This is a genomic window from Rhodopirellula sp. UH5, from assembly GCF_056839225.1.
The window spans coordinates 7,180,437-7,197,293 of record NZ_CM166390.1; the positions used below are offsets into that span (position 1 = coordinate 7,180,437).

Sequence of the window (16,857 nt, forward strand, 5' to 3'; positions counted from 1 at the left end):
GAATCGACTGGCCACGCAGTCTAACCGGGCGGCGCCAGTTGTAGACTCCCCGCATTTGAGTGATTGAAAAATTCATGTTCATGAAATCTGTTTCAGACGTTCGCCGGTCTCGTTTGGCAACCAATCCAGGGACCTTGCCTGGGTTGGTGAGCGGCGAAGTTCTCTCCGCCGGTCTATTGAGACATTCTCGGGGGGGCAGCGGGTGGCTGGTGGTGATCCTGGTCGCGTTGCTCGGAAACGCGGGGGCGTCGATCGCCTCGGCTCAAGACGACTCCGGCAAAACCGAGCCAGCCACGGAAAAGGTGAATGAACGTTCGCTTGGAATTCCGGCGGCGGATGATCCCGATCCGAACGATGACGCAGCCATTCGAGCCGAGTTGGAAGAGTGGGATCGGCAGATGCGTGCAATGGCGGACAAATACGCCGCGCCTCCGAACGCCAAACAGATCACCAAGCTTCCCGATTTGTGGATCGATCCAAAAGCCAAGCGGGCCTATCTCGATGGTTACGTGACGATGCGAAACGGTGGATTGGAAATGTTCGCTTGCCCGGTTGGAACCAAGGAACACGAATCGGTTGTCGCTGCCTTCGCGAAAAGCAAAGAAGTTCATGCGGCGTTGCTGGCGCTGGGAACCAAATCTGGGACGCCGGTTTCTTACGATCCGGAATTCAAACCGCCAACCGGCCAACCGGTCGCTGTCTGGGTGACTTGGCGAGATGAAAAGGGAGCGTTCAAAGTGGCTGACGCGAGAACTTGGGTTCAGAACAACGAGTCCAAGAAGGCATTGGCTGAGCAGTGGGTGTTCGCAGGCAGCCAGCTCTGGACGGACCCGGTCGACAAGGTCACGCATTACTCCGCTGATTCAGGTGACATGATCTGCGTGTCCAATTTCAGCAGTGCGATGTTGGATGTGCCATTTTCCAGCAGTGCCCAAGCCGGCAATCTGTTGTTTGTCGCGTTCACCGAGCACATTCCCGAACAAGCGACTTCGGTTCGGTTGGTCTTGGTACCGCAGTTTGAAAACGATCCCAACGCGACCACGCCCCCGGACGAAACGATTTTGCCGTTAGTAAAAAAGCCCGCCCAAGATTCCGCTGAGAAGGCCGGCGAAGTCAAAGCCAAGCCTGAGTCGAGCGACAACGCCGCAGGAACTCGCTGATCGTGGCGGAATCGATTCGAGTGTTGTTGGTGGGCGCGGGAGTCGTCGGCCGCGCGATTGCGACAGATCATCTGTTGGCAGGATGCGAAGTCTGGATGGCGGACCGGGACGAAGCGGTGCTGTCAGAAGCCTGCGATGCAGTGCTCCAGCGGACCGACGGGACAGCCGATTCGGCGTCGCCGTGGGGAGCGTTGGTCCCGATTCCGATTGTGCACCTGATGCCCAAGGTGCCGGACAACCCTCCGATCAACATGGATGCTGTTCCGGTTTGGTTGGTGATCGAATCAATCGCCGAAAAACTGGCGATCAAACAGGCGTTCTTTGCCGAGGTTGAAAACTGGTTTTCGCGATCACCGATTTTGACCACCAACACCTCGACTTTGCCGATTGGTGAGATCGCCGGTGCAATGAACACGCATGCCTCACGGTTCTGTGGGATGCACTTTTTCATGCCCGTGGTGGGACGCCACGCAGCGGAAATCATTGTGCATCCCGGAACCGAGGAAGCGGTCATCGCAGTTTGCGAAGAACACGTTCGGCGTTTGAGAAAGGCTCCGCTGCGAGTCTTGGATTCGCCGGGGTTTGTTGTCAATCGTATGCTGGCTCCGTATTTGAATCTTGCGATGCAGTTGTTGTGCGCTGGCGTGTCGGCCGCCACCATTCGCGAAGCGGCGCTGCGTTATGGCATGCCGATGTCGCCGTTCGAATTGATTGACTTGATCGGTCCGCGGACCGCGTTTGATGGTGGGCGAGTGGTTTGGCAATCGTTCCCGCACCGGATGGATCCTTCGCCGCTGTTGCCTGCGATGGTCAAACGTTCCCTGCTCGGCGTGGCTGGAGGCAAAGGGTTTTACAACTACGCAGAGGATGGCGTGCGGGCGGGGGACGAACTCTCCGCAGAGGCAAGTGAGCTTGTCGATCGCTATTCCCGCGATGACTTTGGTGCGGCAGAAATCAACGGTGACATTTCTTTGGTCGCCGACATGTTCGCGGCCGCCATGTGGCGTGAAGCCCAAGCGATTGCGGAGACGGGCGTTGCCGATGACGAGACCATTGATCTCGCAATGTCGGGTGGGTTGGGCTACTCAACGCCCGATTCCAATGCGACTTGGCGAGGTCACATGGACGCGATTCGGGACGAGCGTTTGCTTCCGCTTGCGGATCGCTTCGCCAAGCTCAAGTCACTCCAGTAGGGGGTGACTTGCTTGTCTGTTTTAGCCACCCGGGGGGCCGGACGCATCGATTGCGCCGGGTACATTTCATCGATTGCTGCGTTCTATTTTCACACAGGAATCGTTTGACGGCGATTCATGCGGTTTCAGCTACAATGAAAGCGTCCGAAACGGCACCTTCTCGCATCTTGGATGGATTGACTTCATCGATGTTGTGCCGTGTGTTTGTTGGGATGACTCGTCTTGATCGTCATTGACCAAGGCCCATGCGTTCCACTTGTCAGGACAAAGATTTGACTCCTCTTCATTTGGGATGATTGATGGCCACGGTTTCGGAAACGTCCTTGCCAGATCACGACCTTGTCGACGCAACCTTGGCGGATGAAACGCCAGGTGCGGAAGAGGCTGCCCCACGCCGTCGCATGGGATTCTTGAAAGCCGCTCCCGCTTGGTTGATCAGCACGCTGTTCCACATCGGTGTGATTTTGATTCTCGGTTTGGTCACGTTTGCCGATCCCGTCAAAATCATCAACGTGTTGTCGGCGACATCGAACGGTGAAGAAGGCCCTGAGATCGAAGAGTTCCAAATCGAACAGATTGATCCCGGTGACATGGTTGAAATGGAAGAGTTCACCGAACAGGTGGAGCTTTCCGAAGCCCTTGATACAACCGAAACGATGCAGGTCGATGTGGCGATGGACATGCCCTCGGTGCCAATGGAGATGACGGATTTGGCGTCCGACATGGCTCCCGTCGCGCAGACATTGCAAACGTTGTCGTCGGTTTCGATGACCGCAATGGACAGCCGTTCGGTGGACATGAAGAAGAAACTGTTGCGGGAGTATGGCGGGTCGGCCGCCAGCGAAGCGGCGGTCACCGAGGCACTCAAGTGGTTGGCTCTTCACCAAGCACCCAACGGCGGATGGACGTTTCAACACAACCTGGTTTGCAACGGCAAGTGCGGCGACCCCGGCGAACCCAAGCGAGTCGGAGCTGTCAACGCAGCGACCGCGATGGCTTTGCTGCCGTTCTTAGGTGCCGGGCAAACGCACTACTCGGGTGACTTCAAGAATGTCGTCCGAGGTGGTTTGTTGTTTTTGATCGCCAACGGAAAGAAAGGCACGGTCCGCGGGTTGCCAGTGTTGGATTTGTCGGAATCAGCTGGCAACGGGATGTACTCGCATGGCTTGGCGGCGATCGTTCTCAGCGAAGCCTATGCGATGACCGAGGACCCCGCGCTTGCCGTTCCGACTCAGCAAGCGATCAATTACATCGTCACCTCCCAGTGTGCAGACGGTGGATGGCGTTATCAGCCCCGCGATGCTTCGGGCGGTGACACGTCCGTGGTGGGGTGGCAAGTGATGGCGCTGAAAAGCGCTTACATGGGGCACCTGATTGTGCCGCCACAGACCATCAACGGATCGACTTTGTTTTTAGACAAGGTCCAGTCCAACGGGGGTGCGATGTACGGTTATCAGTCGCCTTCCACACGAGTCCGCCCGGCTTGCACCGCCGCAGGGTTGTTGTGCCGCATGTACTTGGGTTGGGATAAAAATCACCCCGGATTGCAAAAGGGCGTGGAGACGTTGGTCGACATTGGTGTTCGCAAGGACAACATCTATTACGACTACTACGCTGCCCAAGTGTTGCGGCATGTTGGTGGCCCAGAATGGGACAAGTTCAACGCGGAGCTGCGGGATTGGTTGGTGGAAACTCAATCGCAATCCGGTGGCAGCAAAGGCAGTTGGTACTTCCCACAAGCCGGAACGCACACCGGCCCCAAAGAAGGCGGCCGCTTGGCCGCCACTTCGTTCGCAACAATGATCCTCGAGGTGTACTACCGGCACATGCCGCTGTACGCCGAACAGGAAGAAGAAGACGCGTTCCCATTGTAGGGACGCGTCCGTCGTCGCCCCATCAGACCATGTATTGCGGCTGATCTTTGGGCTGGTCGCCGAACCAACCTCGTTGTTGCAACCACTTCGTCAATCGATGCGGCGGTTTGACCACAATCGCAGTGGCTGCCGTGATGAAGAAGATCCCGATCAATGCCAGCACTCGACGTGGGTCGATGATGGTGTAAACCATCCCTTGACCGACTTCCACCTTGGTTGCCGATGCAATTGGCAGCCCGTATTGGTTTGCCAACGCCACCACGTTGATCATGTTGATCACCGGCACACCCGACGCCAGGAACCGTGTTGCGACACAGTCAACGGCCTCCGGGGAACCAGCCTTCTTTTGGATGGTGACGAGTTGTTTGGGAGAGATCAAACCTTCGCCGATGCTATTGTTGCCTTCCGTGCCGCCGACGGATGCGTCTCCACCGCCGACGTTGATGTACACGGCGTAGGTTTCGTCTTCTGCGGCTTTGGAATAGGCAACCATGCGTCGCTCGATGGCATCGGCGTCGTCGACACTGTCCATGATCGGCACCCCGCTTCGCTTGATCGCGGCGTCCAAAATCTCGCGAGTGTCATCGGTCATCCCCGCAGCGCGGTCGCGAAAACCGCCGCGTGAAATTTCCAAGCTGCGGTAGGCCAAGATGCCTTGGTCGGCCAGCAGTTTTTCCATGTCCGGCCACATCATGTCCGGTGAGTTCGCGCCAAATTGGCTGGAGGCCGCACTGCTGATGATGGTCGGATGAGCTCCCAACGATTCGGCGGCACTGTAGACCGCGATGTTCAGAGCGGGAAAGGATCCGGTGCACCCAATCGCAATGCGATCGCCAGGCCGAACGCCGGCATCGACCAGCAATCGCATGGCAACCGCGGCGAAGTTTGGATTGATCGATGTTTGCTTGGCAGGCAGGTGACCCGGCAAAGTGGTCACGGCGGACATCGAGGGGCCAACCATCCCGGTGTCGGCTGGGTCCTGCGCATCGAGCAGCGGGTGGCCGAGTTCCAAACGCTTGGCATGGATCGCGTCGAAGGCGATGTCTGCCCGTTCGGATGCTTCCAGCATGCGGTCTTTCAGATCCGGGATGCCGTACAGGCTGGCCACCATCGTGCTCCATCCGCCCATTTGATGGGGCATGGCGCGAAGCGCGAGAACCGTTGCCACCGAAAGGGCGGCGAGGAACAACAGCGAACCCGACGAGATTTTCTGAGGGCGGTAATACAGTTTCTTCATACCAGCGTTTCAACACCTGCCGTCACAAGGACCAAGTAGACCAAAGACGTCGCAATCACCAGCGGCGACAAGGTTTGCACCACGCCGCTGCGAGCAATCCAGAGAGCGACCAACCCTGGAATGACAAAACCGATGACCGTGGTTCCGGCCATCATCATCGAGGCAGCGGACGTGCCCGCTTCCAAGGCAACGCCGACCGGCATCACTGGGAAAGCGAGTTCCACCATGGACCGCAGCGACGCTGCGATCGCAAATCCAACCACCATCGTCAGCACCACTCGCCGACGACCAAACAGGATCGCCCAGCGATCGATCTGGTAGACGACCCAGGCCGTCACCAAAGCGGCAGCGATCGTGGCGATGATCGTCGCCGGTTGATCGAACGCCAGTGCCAAGTAACCCGGGACAATCATCCCGCCGACGCTGAGGCCAAACGCTTCGGTGAAAATCAAACTGACGATCAGGCCAATGCCGATCGACAAAGCGAGCCATTCCATCTCAAACCATCTCCAAGACTCGTGCCGGATGTGTCACAGGCGTGCGGAAACGTTCCCACCCCTGGTCCTGTCCGAAGTGATCGGCCAATTCCATGCCGGGCCCGGCCACATTGCCGATTCCCATCAGCATCATGGTCGAGGGTTCCATTGCTTTTTCAGCGACTGCCATGCCCACTGGGAAGTGTGGTTGGGGAGCGGTAGCCAAGCGTTGTTCGCGGCGGAGTGATTCCAGCACCGACTCGACCAGTTCCGGACCGGCCGCATTCCCCAAGCAGATGACTTTGTCAGGATGAATCCCACGTTTGAGCAATCGTCGTAGGAAGATGTCCGTGCCCGATCCAATGATCACGTAGCGATCCGCGGGTGCCCAAGTCGCCACGGCCTCGGCCATGGTGGTCGAGCGATCGGCGCGGTCGACGCGGCAGTTCATGACCAACACACGCTGGGTGACACCTGGGAAATAGTTGTAGGCCGCATCCCAGATTCGGGTGGTTGATTCTGGGTCGTTGGCAGCGAACGCGTTGACGAAGTGCCACGTGTTGCCGTGAACGGTTTGAGCGTGCACACGCATCGCACCCGGGTCCGGTTGAGCTTCCCACATGCCTTGCAGGGCCACGTCGCGAGCGATGCCCATGGACTGGCAAACTTTGAGTGCCAAGGCAACGTTCTCGGCGTGTTCCAGGTAACTGAACTGGGCCAGTTCGTCTTGGGTGATTTCGTTGGCATCGTCTGCCGTGGTGACCAACAACTCGCTTCCGCGGTCGTCGCAGGCTTCTTTCATCACAGACAAACTGTCCGCGCGATCTTCGGCGGTGAACATGTTGCCGCTGATGGGGGTGGTCGCGGACAGGGCGCGGGCCACATCCAAACGAGTCGGCCCCATCACATCCAAGTGATCGGCGCGAGCGTTGGTGATGACACCGTGAGTCGAACGAACCAGTTTCAGTTCACAAACCGATTGCAGCAAGGGTTGCAGCGCCATGCACTCAATCACGAGCGCATCGGCCTTGTGCCCGACTGCGGTTTGAACGATTCGTTTTTGTTCAATGACGTTGGCGCGGTCCGGTCGAAAAATCGGCAGCTCTTTCCCATCGGGAAGGATCATTCGGGCCAGTGTACCAGTGGTTTTGGCACAGGTTCGGAGGCCGCCGGAGCGCAGCCCCGCCGCGATCAAACGTGTCACCGAGGACTTGCCGCGAGTGCCGTTGACGTGGATTCGAAAAGGGATTTTGAGAAGTTGACGACGATACCAGTACGCTTCGACCATAGCGGTAGCGCACACGGAGGCGGCAAATGCCACCAATGCAAACGTGCCGTTCACGAACGGATCTTTCGATTGGGGTGGGGATGGACGCAACCTCACTCAGGCCGGAATCGACCATCAGAAAAGTCAGGGCGTTAACGTCAAAACTGGCAAGGCGTGGAGTGCCTGCTGGGGATCCCTGCAGATAGGGGAGTAACATCCGATGCTGAAGAAAAGGCCAAGAACCGGAGTCAGCAATCTCCGTTCGGTTCCTGGGTAACGCGAGAATTATTCTTTCCCCGCGGTCCGAGTAAAGAGCATTCCCGTGAATTTCCCTTGGAATCGTCCAATGGCAACTTAGGCACCCAAGCGTCGGGGCTAATTGAGTGCTGGCAGCCGCAGAAAAGAATTTGGAGGACGTCCAAGTCCCCGCTTATGCTCAAGTGTCGCAGTGGGAAGGCAAGTCAGGGATGCGTTTGCTGAAACAGGTTCCGGCCTCCGAGAGCGAGCCTGAATCCCCCTGGTTTCGAATCGTTCAACGTGGTCGCTGATCAGCGAACTGTCTGCTCAATGATCGACCAAATGGTTTGCCTTTCATGAGCGTTCGGCGTACGCCTGAACAAGATGGTTCCACGACGCTCGCATGCTTGCCCCGTGGTCCACCCGAGGACCGCGATGTCGGCAGGTGCATGAGACGCCGCAGCCGGATTCGCCAGAATTCGGACGCTGCAGTGGCGTCTTGAGAACGCCGCCCGCCCAGGGAGTCGTGCAGTTTTGAAGTGCTGTGTTGCCAAGCGTTTATTATCACCCTCCCTTGGGGCGTTCGAAAAATAAATGGTGGCGGGCGTCTGGGTATCGCCCCGGATGGGGCCGTCATGCTTCGCTCGGGGCGGAAGCCCCGAGAGACCGATGCCGGAAAACAAACGGTCGCCCCGGATGGGGCCGTCGTGGGAGTTGGGGCGTCCCTCGCTCACGCGTCGGGTTGTGTTGGTGGTTGCTGCAGAAACCCGCCAAAACGCAGCACCAAAAAACTGCACGACCTCTGCAGCGGGAGGGGTCGGGAAGCGAGCGTGCAGTGAGATTTCCGGGGGAGGGCAGGACACGCCGCTTCCCATGCTCGGGCCCAATACCGCTCCATTGGTAGCAGGTCCATTGGTAGCAGTTCCATTGGTAGCAGGCACACGGGAGTGTGCCTGCCGTCCGGTTTCAGTGAGCTGGTGGGAGTTCACTTCGCTTCGCTGAGGGGCGTTTCTTTCTTGCCGTCGCGAAGGAAGGGCTCGCGGGTTTGTTCGCCCGAGGCCGGTTGAAACTCTCGCACCCACATGTTGCGGAACCGGACAGGGTTGCTGTGATCCTGCAATGAGATTGGGCCTTTGGGGCCGTGCGCTGAGTACGCCGGTGGTCGGTTGTAAGGCGTGTCACCTTTCAATTCAAAGTGATTCAGAATCAGCACGCCGTTGTGAACCGCGGTGATGTAGGCGGGGCTTTCCAGTTCACCCGATTCGGTGAAGCGAGGGGCCGTCCAGAAAATGTCGTAGGTGTTCCATTCGCCTGGCGGACGCATGGCGTTGGCAGCTGGCGGGGTTTGCTTGTAGATCGCGCCAGCCTGGCCGTCGTGGTAGGTTTCGTTCTCGTAGGAATCCAACACCTGAATCTCGTAGCGACCCATCAAGAAAATGCCGCTGTTGCCGCGACCTTGGCCGTTGCCCTTGGCTGGGACCGGAGCCGACCACTCCACGTGGAGTTGGCAATCGCCAAACTCTTCCTTGGAAGTGACCGTGCCTTTTCCGGTGACCAGAACATCGCCATCGGTTGTCCAGCCCTGGATGTTTTTCCAGTTCTGCACGTCCTCGGCACCGCCGAACAAAACCGTTGCGTCGGAGGGTGGGTCAGCGGCCGTGGCACCCGGGGTGATGATCGGTGGCGTCTGCCAAGTGATCCCGTTGAGGTACTCCTCGCCAAAGCTGGGTGAGCAAAGCGTGGGCAGGGACAAAGCGGCGAGCGAGAGAGCAAGCGTGGTGAAACGGCGGTGAAGCATGGCGTTGGGTTCAGGGGGGAAAGAGGAGGGAAACAGGACGCGTCCATTCTAGCTGAACGATTTCGGTTGGGGTCACGATTGGAAAGACGGGATTCAGACGCTCAGCGACGAGCTTTCCGGTGTCGCCTGGGCTTCTGGGGCCGAGGAACAGGCCGGATCATTGGCATCTTCGTTTCAATGGTTTGACCGGTTGGGATCAATCGCGCCGGAGGCGGCAAAGATCGCCTGAACCCGTCTTGCGGGATCGAGGAGGCTTCGACATAATTCGCGTCTCGATGGAGCCAGGCACGTCTTCCTTGTGGAGACATCCCCCCGCGAAACTATCTTCGTGTGGTCGCCAGCGGCCTCATCGACATTTTCAGAAGAAGCCGAAGTGGCGGAATTGGCAGACGCGCTGGATTCAAAATCCAGTTGGAGCAATCCAGTGAGGGTTCGAGTCCCTCCTTCGGTACTTCTTCGAACATCGCCCGGACCAACAGGCCCGGGCTTTTTTTATGCGCCGACCCAAAGTAGGCCGGACCAAGCGGAGTGCTGTTCCGGCAGCCAGCAGACGCAGCGCGACCAGCGGGCAATAGGACGCAGCGTTTGTTCCGGCAGGGGTGAGTTGGACGTGGTGGCCGCATCGGCGTGGTTGCCGTCGCTGCGTCCCTTTGGTCCTTGATACGGCCTCCTTGGCGGGGGCACCGGTTGATTGCTCATCATTCAATCATTCTTCACTTCTCAAGGACCAAGCATGACCAGCCTCAAACAACAAACTGACGCCCAGATCGAAAGGACTCGGCAAGCGAAACCGGAATTCATGCGGTCGGTCGATGAGCTCTTGGCACAGGCCAAGGGGTTTCAGGACGGTGGCAACGCGATCGCCGTCGGTGAGCAGGCTCCCGGATTCGAATTGCCAAACGCGAAAGGCGCGACGGTGTCGCTTGCCAAGTTGCTCGATCGCGGTCCCGTGGTCGTGACGTTCTATCGTGGTGGCTGGTGCCCGTACTGCAACTTGCAACTGCGCGCGATGCAGGAACGCTTGCCTGAGATTCACAACCTCGGTGCGGAGTTGGTGGCGATCAGTCCCCAAGTGCCAGACGAGTCACTGTCGCAAACCGAACGTGACGAACTTCAATTTGTGGTCTTGTCCGACCAGGACGCGCGCGTCGCGGAGCAATACGGCGTGGCTTGGAAGGTCCCGGCTGTATTGACCGATCACATGAAGCAGGACCGCGGGCTCGAGCTGAGCAAAATCAACGACGGAAACGGAGATGTGCTGCCGATTCCGGGTACGTTTGTGCTGACCAATGACGGCGTGGTTGCGTGGCGCTACGTCAACGTCGACTATCGAACCCGAGCCGAACCGGATGACATCATCGCGGCCCTGCAAAAACTCTCGGTTCCCACACCGAAGTGAACGGGATGGCGAGAGTCGCACCGAGGTGCTTTGCCGTGTTCACCGGCGGTCGCGTGCCGGAGCAGGACAGCCGATCGCTCGGTTCAAGCGGTGGCTTCGCATTCCGTTGGCCATGGAAGCAACCTGCGTCCAGATGATTCCAACGAGCGTTCGCAAGTGTGCCGAGACAGTGTCATCGACCTTTCCCATGTCTGCGATTCTCAAAGCCCTTTGCTGAGCGTCGCCAGTAGCGTCCTCGCTCGGCTGGTTCGGCCGTTGAGCATCGTGGCCGGCAAAGAGTCAACCTGGAAGGTGGTGGCGCCTTCCATCAGCTGCGGATCCACGTCATCGAGCTTTCGAAAGGCCATCGACCAATCATCGAAACTTCGGGTTTTGATGTTTCCTTGGTACATGACGTCGACTGAGGTGTGGCGATCATCGACGGTGATGACTTGCATCAGTTGTTCGATGGTGTCTTGCTCGCCTTCGATCAACTGAATGAACTCCCGGGTTTGGTCGCTGTAGAGCAGAATGCCAGTCACGCTCAAACGAGCGTTCTTTTGGCGCGACTGGTCGAGCAAACTTTTCAGGCCCTCCGCGGACATGTCGCGCGTTGCAACACTGCAATAAACAAGTTCCGTCAACATGATGTTCCCTTGGTCAGACTCGGTGGTGCTGGAAGCTTTTCCAGGATCGAGAGTGATGGTTTGGAGCGAGTTCGCGAGCCCGTACACGAGGCTCTGCACGAGGCCCTGCTCGAGTAACCTACTCTTGGTCGGATGGATTGTCTTGCAGGTCCAGTGAAGTGGGCAGGTCACTGGGGGGGAGTTGGGAAACCGTCATCGCTTGTTCGAGTGGATCCAAACCAAGTGCGATCTGCATTTGAGCCAATGCGGCGAACCAGTTTTGCTGGGCCTCGATCAGTTTGATTTCGGTCTCGTTGGCTTTCGTTTCGAGCAGGTTCAAGTAGATCAGATCAATCTTGCCTCGTTCGAACGCGAATCGATAGCGACCCAGCGTGTCGATGCTGGCCCGCAATGACGCTTCGGATTGCTCGACGATTTGGCCGGACAACGAGAGGGCATTGTAGGCGGTTTGAAGTTCGACGCCGATCTTGTCGCGAACGAAACGCAGTTTCTGATTCGTTTGAGCGATTTTCGCCGTGGTCGATTGAACTTTGCCACGCGCCTTGCGTCGTTGGATCGGGACTTCGCTGGTGAAGCCGATCACCAATTCGAATTCACCCTTGTCGTCGGACTTGGTCGCCGGTTCACCCATGTCTTGCGAAGCTTCGGCAACGAAGTCCAAACGCGGCAGCATTTCGTTGCAGGCGAGTTGACGATCGAGTTGGATGCCGCGAATTTGGTACTGCAGAATCTGAGGCTCGGGGCGTCGGGACAGGGCGGCGGCGAGATCGGCCTGGAAGTCACCAGGTGGTGGTGGCTGGATGGCGGGGAATTTCTGCGGGATCCATTGGTCATCGGGAACGATCGGGCGGCCCCCGTCGTCTCGTAGGAACAGTCCCAGCTTGAAGGCGGTCTCGCGATACTTGCGTTCGGTTTCCAGGACCTTGGTGGCGCGTTCCGCGATCAGTTGTTGGTTGAGGATCAAATCAATTTCGGGGAACTTGCCGGCTTCGACACCCGCTTCGTATTGCTTGCCGCGTTCCTCGGCCAATTTCAGGAGCTCCTGTTGGGCCTGCAAAGCTGAGCCGGCGGCGACCCATTGCCAGTAATTCGTGGTGGCATCCAGCGAGACACTCAGCAATGTTTGTTGAACCGTCGGCCCAACGGCTTGTCGTGCCAAAGAGGCTTGGAAGACCGCAACGCGTTGCGGGTCAATCGCCCGGCCTTGCAACAGCGGCTGGATGAGCGAGGTTTTGAATTCGCCCGCGTCATCGGTTTGGCGTTCTTTGTACCAAGGTTGGTAGTAACCGCGTCCGATCCGGTACCCGGCTTCGACGTAGCCGCCCCACCAGGTTTGACGAGCGAGTTTCAATCCGTTGCGATAGTTTTCGTAGTACCCGGTTGGTTCCGCCAACGAGTACGCGTTGAGTTTGACGTCGTACGCCCCGCGCGCGGAAAGCAGTTCCCCGCTGGTCAAGCCGGCTTGCTGGCGAGCCTGCAGGATCTCCGGGTACGAACGATAAACGCTGGCGATGACGTCGGCCAAGACGAGAGCGTCGTCGTTGGTGGCCGCGGCGGTGGACGCGGAGCCATTGGTCGCAGGGATGGGGGCGGCAAGCGGATCCGTGGTTGGTGCGGCAGCAGGCTCCGCTTGTTCACTCTGCGCCACGCTGAGGAACTGCTTGAACGACATCGAATCGGATTCGATCATCGTCCCCGCAGTAGCAGCATCTTGGGCACGCGCGAGGTTGGGTGTCGCGAGATGCAAGGACGCAAGGGCAGCCACAATCACGAACGTGAGCCGAGTGCGATGTCGGTTCGCGGATGAGCTGGCAGAGTTTGCGGCCCAGGTGGACTTTATGCCTTGGGCAATTTGATCTTGGATGCTTTGTCTTTTGATTCTTCCGGTTCCTCGTTGGCCACGACCGGTGGGAATCCATTGAGTTGACGCCATATCTCTTGTCCCAAGGGAACGCGTTTGAGCAGCACCCAACCATTTGCACGGACGCCTTGTCGGAGATATCGGTCATCTGGCCAACCATTCTCCCGATCAAAATGATTGTCCGGGGTCACCAGCACTCGAAAGTTACCTCGCCCATCGTCGGTCGGGAAAACTCGGTTGACTTTGCCGCCAAACGTGCCGACGGCGACGGACGGCCAACCGACAAATTGGACGGCGGGCCATCCCTCAAATTGAAGGCGGACCTGGGCCCCCTCTTGGATCAGGGGCATGTCATTGCCACTGACTTTCATTTCGACGGCCAGCTCATCGGTGTCGGGAACGATCACGAACAGTTGATCGCCTTCTTTGATCGTGTCGCTGCCTTCGACGCCAAACCAATCTTGGATGCGTCCCGAACGAGGGGCTCGGATTTCGAGTCGGTCCAGTTCGCCACGCTTGTTCCGGATATCCAAGATTTCCTTTTCGATCGTGTTGATCTTTTGCATCGCGTCGAGCACTTTTTGCTCCGCGTCTCGATTTTTGATCGCGATGTCCTGCAATTTGGCTTCGATTTCTTCTTCCTTGGAGATCAGAGCGGCGGACAATTCATGGACTGCGTTCTGAGATTTTTGAACCTTCGCGACCTGCGATTCGACCGCTTGCCGTTTGCTGAACAATTCCTCTCGCGACACAAGGCCCTTGCCCGCGACGTCTTCGGCGATCCGCAGTTGATTGCGTTTGTCTTGCAGTTCCGCCTCCATCGATGTCACCTCATTCTTGGCCTGTTCCCATTTTTGTTTGGACGCCTCGAGGTCTTGTTTCAGTGATTCGGTCAAGCTCCGTCCGCCGCTTTCCTGCAGGGTGACAGCTTGCTTGGCGACTTCGAGTCCGGACAGCGCGGCGGCCTCTTTGGATTCCATCGCGATGATTTGCGTGTCCATCTGCGAGATGCCGTCGACCGAGAAGGGAGACAATCGCAGCAGCAATTCATTTTGTTCCACGTAGCTGCCTTCCCGCAGACCCGCTTTGACGAATTCCACCACGCCCTTGGAAGGGCTGCGAACCGGTTGCGGGCGTTCTTGCGGGTCGATCGCGACGACGGTGCCAATGCCTTTCGCGGTTTGTTGCCAGGGAACAAACACCATCGCGATGATCGACAGCAGCAAGCCTGCAAACGTGAGTTTGCCGACGAAGCGGATCCAATTGCCTGTGCGGACCAGTTGCATCGACGCAAAGTCGTCGGACGAGTGATGGCCGTGAATCATGTGGTTGTATGGGGTGGATGGTTCAGCAATTCAAAACGTCAGAGCAGTTGTCCTTCGATCGCATCGCGTCGCAACGCAACGGCTCAAGGCCCCTGGTGCCGTGAGACCGGAAGGCTGGCGACCTATCGCTAAAATTGAAATCGGGAAATGGATTCGTGACAGTTTCAAAGGGGGTGAAACGCGATGCAGGCAAAGGCAATCCGCCTCATGGACGGCGAATGAACAAGGTGTGATCGCAGCGTTCGGCGACGTCCTTGCGGTTGGTGAAGACGATCAAGGTCCAGTTGGGAGTTTCGGGTGCGAGGTGTGGCCAGAGCGCGGCACGAACGGATTCGTCCAGATCGTCCAGCAAACCATCGATGACCAGCAGTTTGGGACGCACGGCCAAGGCACGCGCGATCAGCAGGCGGAGAATTTGTTCTTCTGAGAGCGGGTAGCCACCGGTTTGCAGGGTTGTTTGCAGACCGTTTTCGAGTTGTTCGATCGTGGCGGTGAGTCCGACTTGTCCGGTCACTTCACGCACTCGGTGTTGCCCGATGCCTCGACGTCCGAGGTCAATGTTCTCGCGAACACTTCCTCGGAAAATATCGCGGGCGCCCGCGTAGCTGACCAGTTTCCCCATTCCCGAGGTGGCTGCCTGAGCGGCTTCGATGCCAGCGATTTGGATCAGACCTTCCGGGACATCGATCAGCCCGGCGATGGAACGAGCCAAGCATGAGCGTCCACTGATGTCGTCGCCGGTGATCGCAACTCGTTCCCCCGGTTGGATGGTCGCGGCGGGGATCTTCGACGACCAAGCGGTGCCACGAAACGAGAGGTTGGACCAAGTCACCTGGGCAGGTCCCTCATCGACCGGTCCGATTTCGATCCTTTGATCCGCGGGAATGTCCACCAAGTGGCCGACTTTGTCGACGCCGGCCATCAAGTCATAAAACTTCTCCAGTGATTTGCCAGCCTTGGCAAATGCACCGACAACGACGGTCACGATCAGTTCACTGGCGACCAATTGTCCCAATGTCAGGGCTCCGCCGATCACCAACCATCCGCCCAGCGCCAAGACAGCCGTTGACGCGATGATTTGCACCGTGATTGCGAAACCGACTTGCCGAATCACAACTCGGAATTGTTGTTGGCGGGCGGCGATGTAGTCGGCGGTCAGGCGGTCGGTTCGCTGAATGGCCAACCCCTCGCCACCGCTGGTTTTGAACACGGAGGGTTGCGCGATCACGTCCTGCAACCAATGCGCGACGTGGTACTTGGCAATCGACTCTTCGATCGAGGTGCGGATTCCGCCCCGTCCGAGCACCCAGATGAAGGAGACCATCGCGATGACCAGCACGATGTCAAATCCCAGCAGAAACGGATGGTAGAACGCCAGCACGACCATCCCCAAGACCGTTGTCAGGACGATGGAGACACCATCGAGCAAAAGCACCGCGGTCGCCTTTTGAATCGTCATGATGTCAAAGAAACGGTTCGCGAGTTCGCGAGGGCATTCGCCCCGGAGGTGTTCTTGATTGGCTCGAGGAAAGCGGTGGGCGAGGTCGCTGGCGATGCGAACAAATTGCCGCCGCTGGATGATTTCCACGACCACGGTTTGCAGCAAGCGGAGCACCCCCGCGATTGCCAGGCATGTCAGCAGCATCAATCCCAAGACAATCAATGGTTGGAACTGGGTGCCCCAGCTGACCACGTTGACCAACGATTCGACGGCGAGCGGCGTGGCCAAGGACAGCACGCCGGCGACAAGAGCAAACAGCACCACCATCCAAACATCACGGCGATCCAGGTTCAACAACGCGATGAACCGGCGCATCGGTGTGGGCGACGCATGATCGCCGGCATGGCCATGGGAGGTGGCGGAGACAGAGTCACATTCAAATTGCTTGCGAGCGATCAGCATCCGGGGCGCGGGCGACGTCGTGAACAGTTGCCCAAGTTTGTAACGGCTGATCACCTTGGAATTGACTTGGTCGTTCGTGGTGAACATTTCGACCGATCGCCAGTTCGCCTTTTCCAGGACTCGCAGGGACCCATCGTTGTAGGCCAGGACGATCGGGTTGCCTTCGCTGAGAAAGCCAAAGGCTTCGGCGCCCGATTCCACATGGGTTTCGTCCAGGACGATGCCGGCCTGCATGGCGCTGGTTTGCAGCACCCACAGTGGATCTTCGTCCTCTGGCATCGATTCGTTGGACAGGACGTCGGCCAAATCGATCGGCAGCCCAAGGCTTTGCCCAATCCGAGTCAAGGATCGCAAAATGGACTGGTCGTCCGGAGCAATCGCGTCAGAAAATGAAGAGGAATCCATGCGAATCAAAAAGGTGCAAACGAATGTCGGGCCGCGAACGTCGCGTCACGCTTCATCGTGGGAGGAATCACCATCATCAATGACCAAGCAGTGAGA

At 58.1% G+C, this 16,857-nt stretch carries 12 protein-coding genes and 1 tRNA gene; 5 read left to right on the forward strand and 8 right to left on the reverse strand.

Going from position 1 to position 16,857, the window contains the following annotated elements; all coding sequences use genetic code 11:
- The first annotated feature begins 74 nt into the window (after positions 1-74).
- The 3 genes from UH5x_RS25740 to UH5x_RS25750 all read left to right on the forward strand — a co-directional run bounded on the left by UH5x_RS25740 (position 75) and on the right by UH5x_RS25750 (position 4,227).
- Positions 75-1,160: a YdjY domain-containing protein gene (locus tag UH5x_RS25740; RefSeq protein WP_482634130.1), complete on the forward strand. Its 1,086-nt coding sequence runs from the start codon at positions 75-77 to the stop codon at positions 1,158-1,160.
- Between the two features lie 2 nt (positions 1,161-1,162).
- Positions 1,163-2,353 carry a 3-hydroxyacyl-CoA dehydrogenase family protein gene (locus UH5x_RS25745; protein ID WP_482634131.1) on the forward strand — a complete coding sequence of 397 codons (1,191 nt, stop codon included), beginning with the start codon at positions 1,163-1,165 and terminating at the stop codon, positions 2,351-2,353.
- Between the two features lie 299 nt (positions 2,354-2,652).
- Entirely contained in the window at positions 2,653-4,227 is a 1,575-nt protein-coding gene (locus UH5x_RS25750; protein ID WP_482634132.1) for a prenyltransferase/squalene oxidase repeat-containing protein, read from the forward strand.
- A gap of 22 nt (positions 4,228-4,249) precedes the next feature.
- Here the strand turns inward: UH5x_RS25750 and pgsW are convergent, their stop codons facing one another.
- The 4 genes from pgsW to UH5x_RS25770 all read right to left on the reverse strand — a co-directional run bounded on the left by pgsW (position 4,250) and on the right by UH5x_RS25770 (position 9,242).
- Complete coding sequence (pgsW, locus tag UH5x_RS25755) at positions 4,250-5,464, reverse strand: poly-gamma-glutamate system protein (RefSeq protein ID WP_047814299.1); 1,215 nt, start codon at positions 5,462-5,464, stop codon at positions 4,250-4,252.
- Positions 5,461-5,961 (reverse strand): poly-gamma-glutamate biosynthesis protein PgsC, encoded by a 501-nt coding sequence (gene pgsC, locus UH5x_RS25760; protein ID WP_482634133.1) that lies wholly within the window; start codon positions 5,959-5,961, stop codon positions 5,461-5,463. The genes pgsW and pgsC overlap by 4 nt, the downstream gene beginning before the upstream one ends.
- Before the next feature lies 1 nt (position 5,962).
- Positions 5,963-7,282 carry a poly-gamma-glutamate synthase PgsB gene (gene pgsB, locus UH5x_RS25765; protein ID WP_482634134.1) on the reverse strand — a complete coding sequence of 440 codons (1,320 nt, stop codon included), beginning with the start codon at positions 7,280-7,282 and terminating at the stop codon, positions 5,963-5,965.
- A gap of 1,147 nt (positions 7,283-8,429) precedes the next feature.
- Positions 8,430-9,242, reverse strand: a complete 813-nt coding sequence (locus tag UH5x_RS25770) for a 3-keto-disaccharide hydrolase (RefSeq protein WP_482634135.1) — start codon at positions 9,240-9,242, stop codon at positions 8,430-8,432.
- 367 nt (positions 9,243-9,609) lie between these two features.
- Here UH5x_RS25770 and UH5x_RS25775 point away from each other — a divergent pair.
- Positions 9,610-9,693 (forward strand) — tRNA-Leu (locus UH5x_RS25775).
- A 282-nt stretch (positions 9,694-9,975) separates the two neighbouring features.
- Positions 9,976-10,641, forward strand: a complete 666-nt coding sequence (locus tag UH5x_RS25780; RefSeq protein ID WP_482634136.1) for a peroxiredoxin-like family protein — start codon at positions 9,976-9,978, stop codon at positions 10,639-10,641.
- A 200-nt stretch (positions 10,642-10,841) separates the two neighbouring features.
- Here the strand turns inward: UH5x_RS25780 and UH5x_RS25785 are convergent, their stop codons facing one another.
- The 4 genes from UH5x_RS25785 to UH5x_RS25800 form a co-directional block, all read right to left on the reverse strand.
- Positions 10,842-11,267, reverse strand: a complete 426-nt coding sequence (locus UH5x_RS25785; protein ID WP_047814749.1) for a BLUF domain-containing protein — start codon at positions 11,265-11,267, stop codon at positions 10,842-10,844.
- A 118-nt stretch (positions 11,268-11,385) separates the two neighbouring features.
- Complete coding sequence (locus UH5x_RS25790; RefSeq protein ID WP_482634137.1) at positions 11,386-12,939, reverse strand: TolC family protein; 1,554 nt, start codon at positions 12,937-12,939, stop codon at positions 11,386-11,388.
- A 164-nt stretch (positions 12,940-13,103) separates the two neighbouring features.
- Positions 13,104-14,453 (reverse strand): HlyD family secretion protein, encoded by a 1,350-nt coding sequence (locus UH5x_RS25795; protein WP_482634138.1) that lies wholly within the window; start codon positions 14,451-14,453, stop codon positions 13,104-13,106.
- Between the two features lie 205 nt (positions 14,454-14,658).
- Positions 14,659-16,761: a peptidase domain-containing ABC transporter gene (locus UH5x_RS25800; protein WP_482634139.1), complete on the reverse strand. Its 2,103-nt coding sequence runs from the start codon at positions 16,759-16,761 to the stop codon at positions 14,659-14,661.
- Positions 16,762-16,857 lie beyond the last annotated feature (96 nt).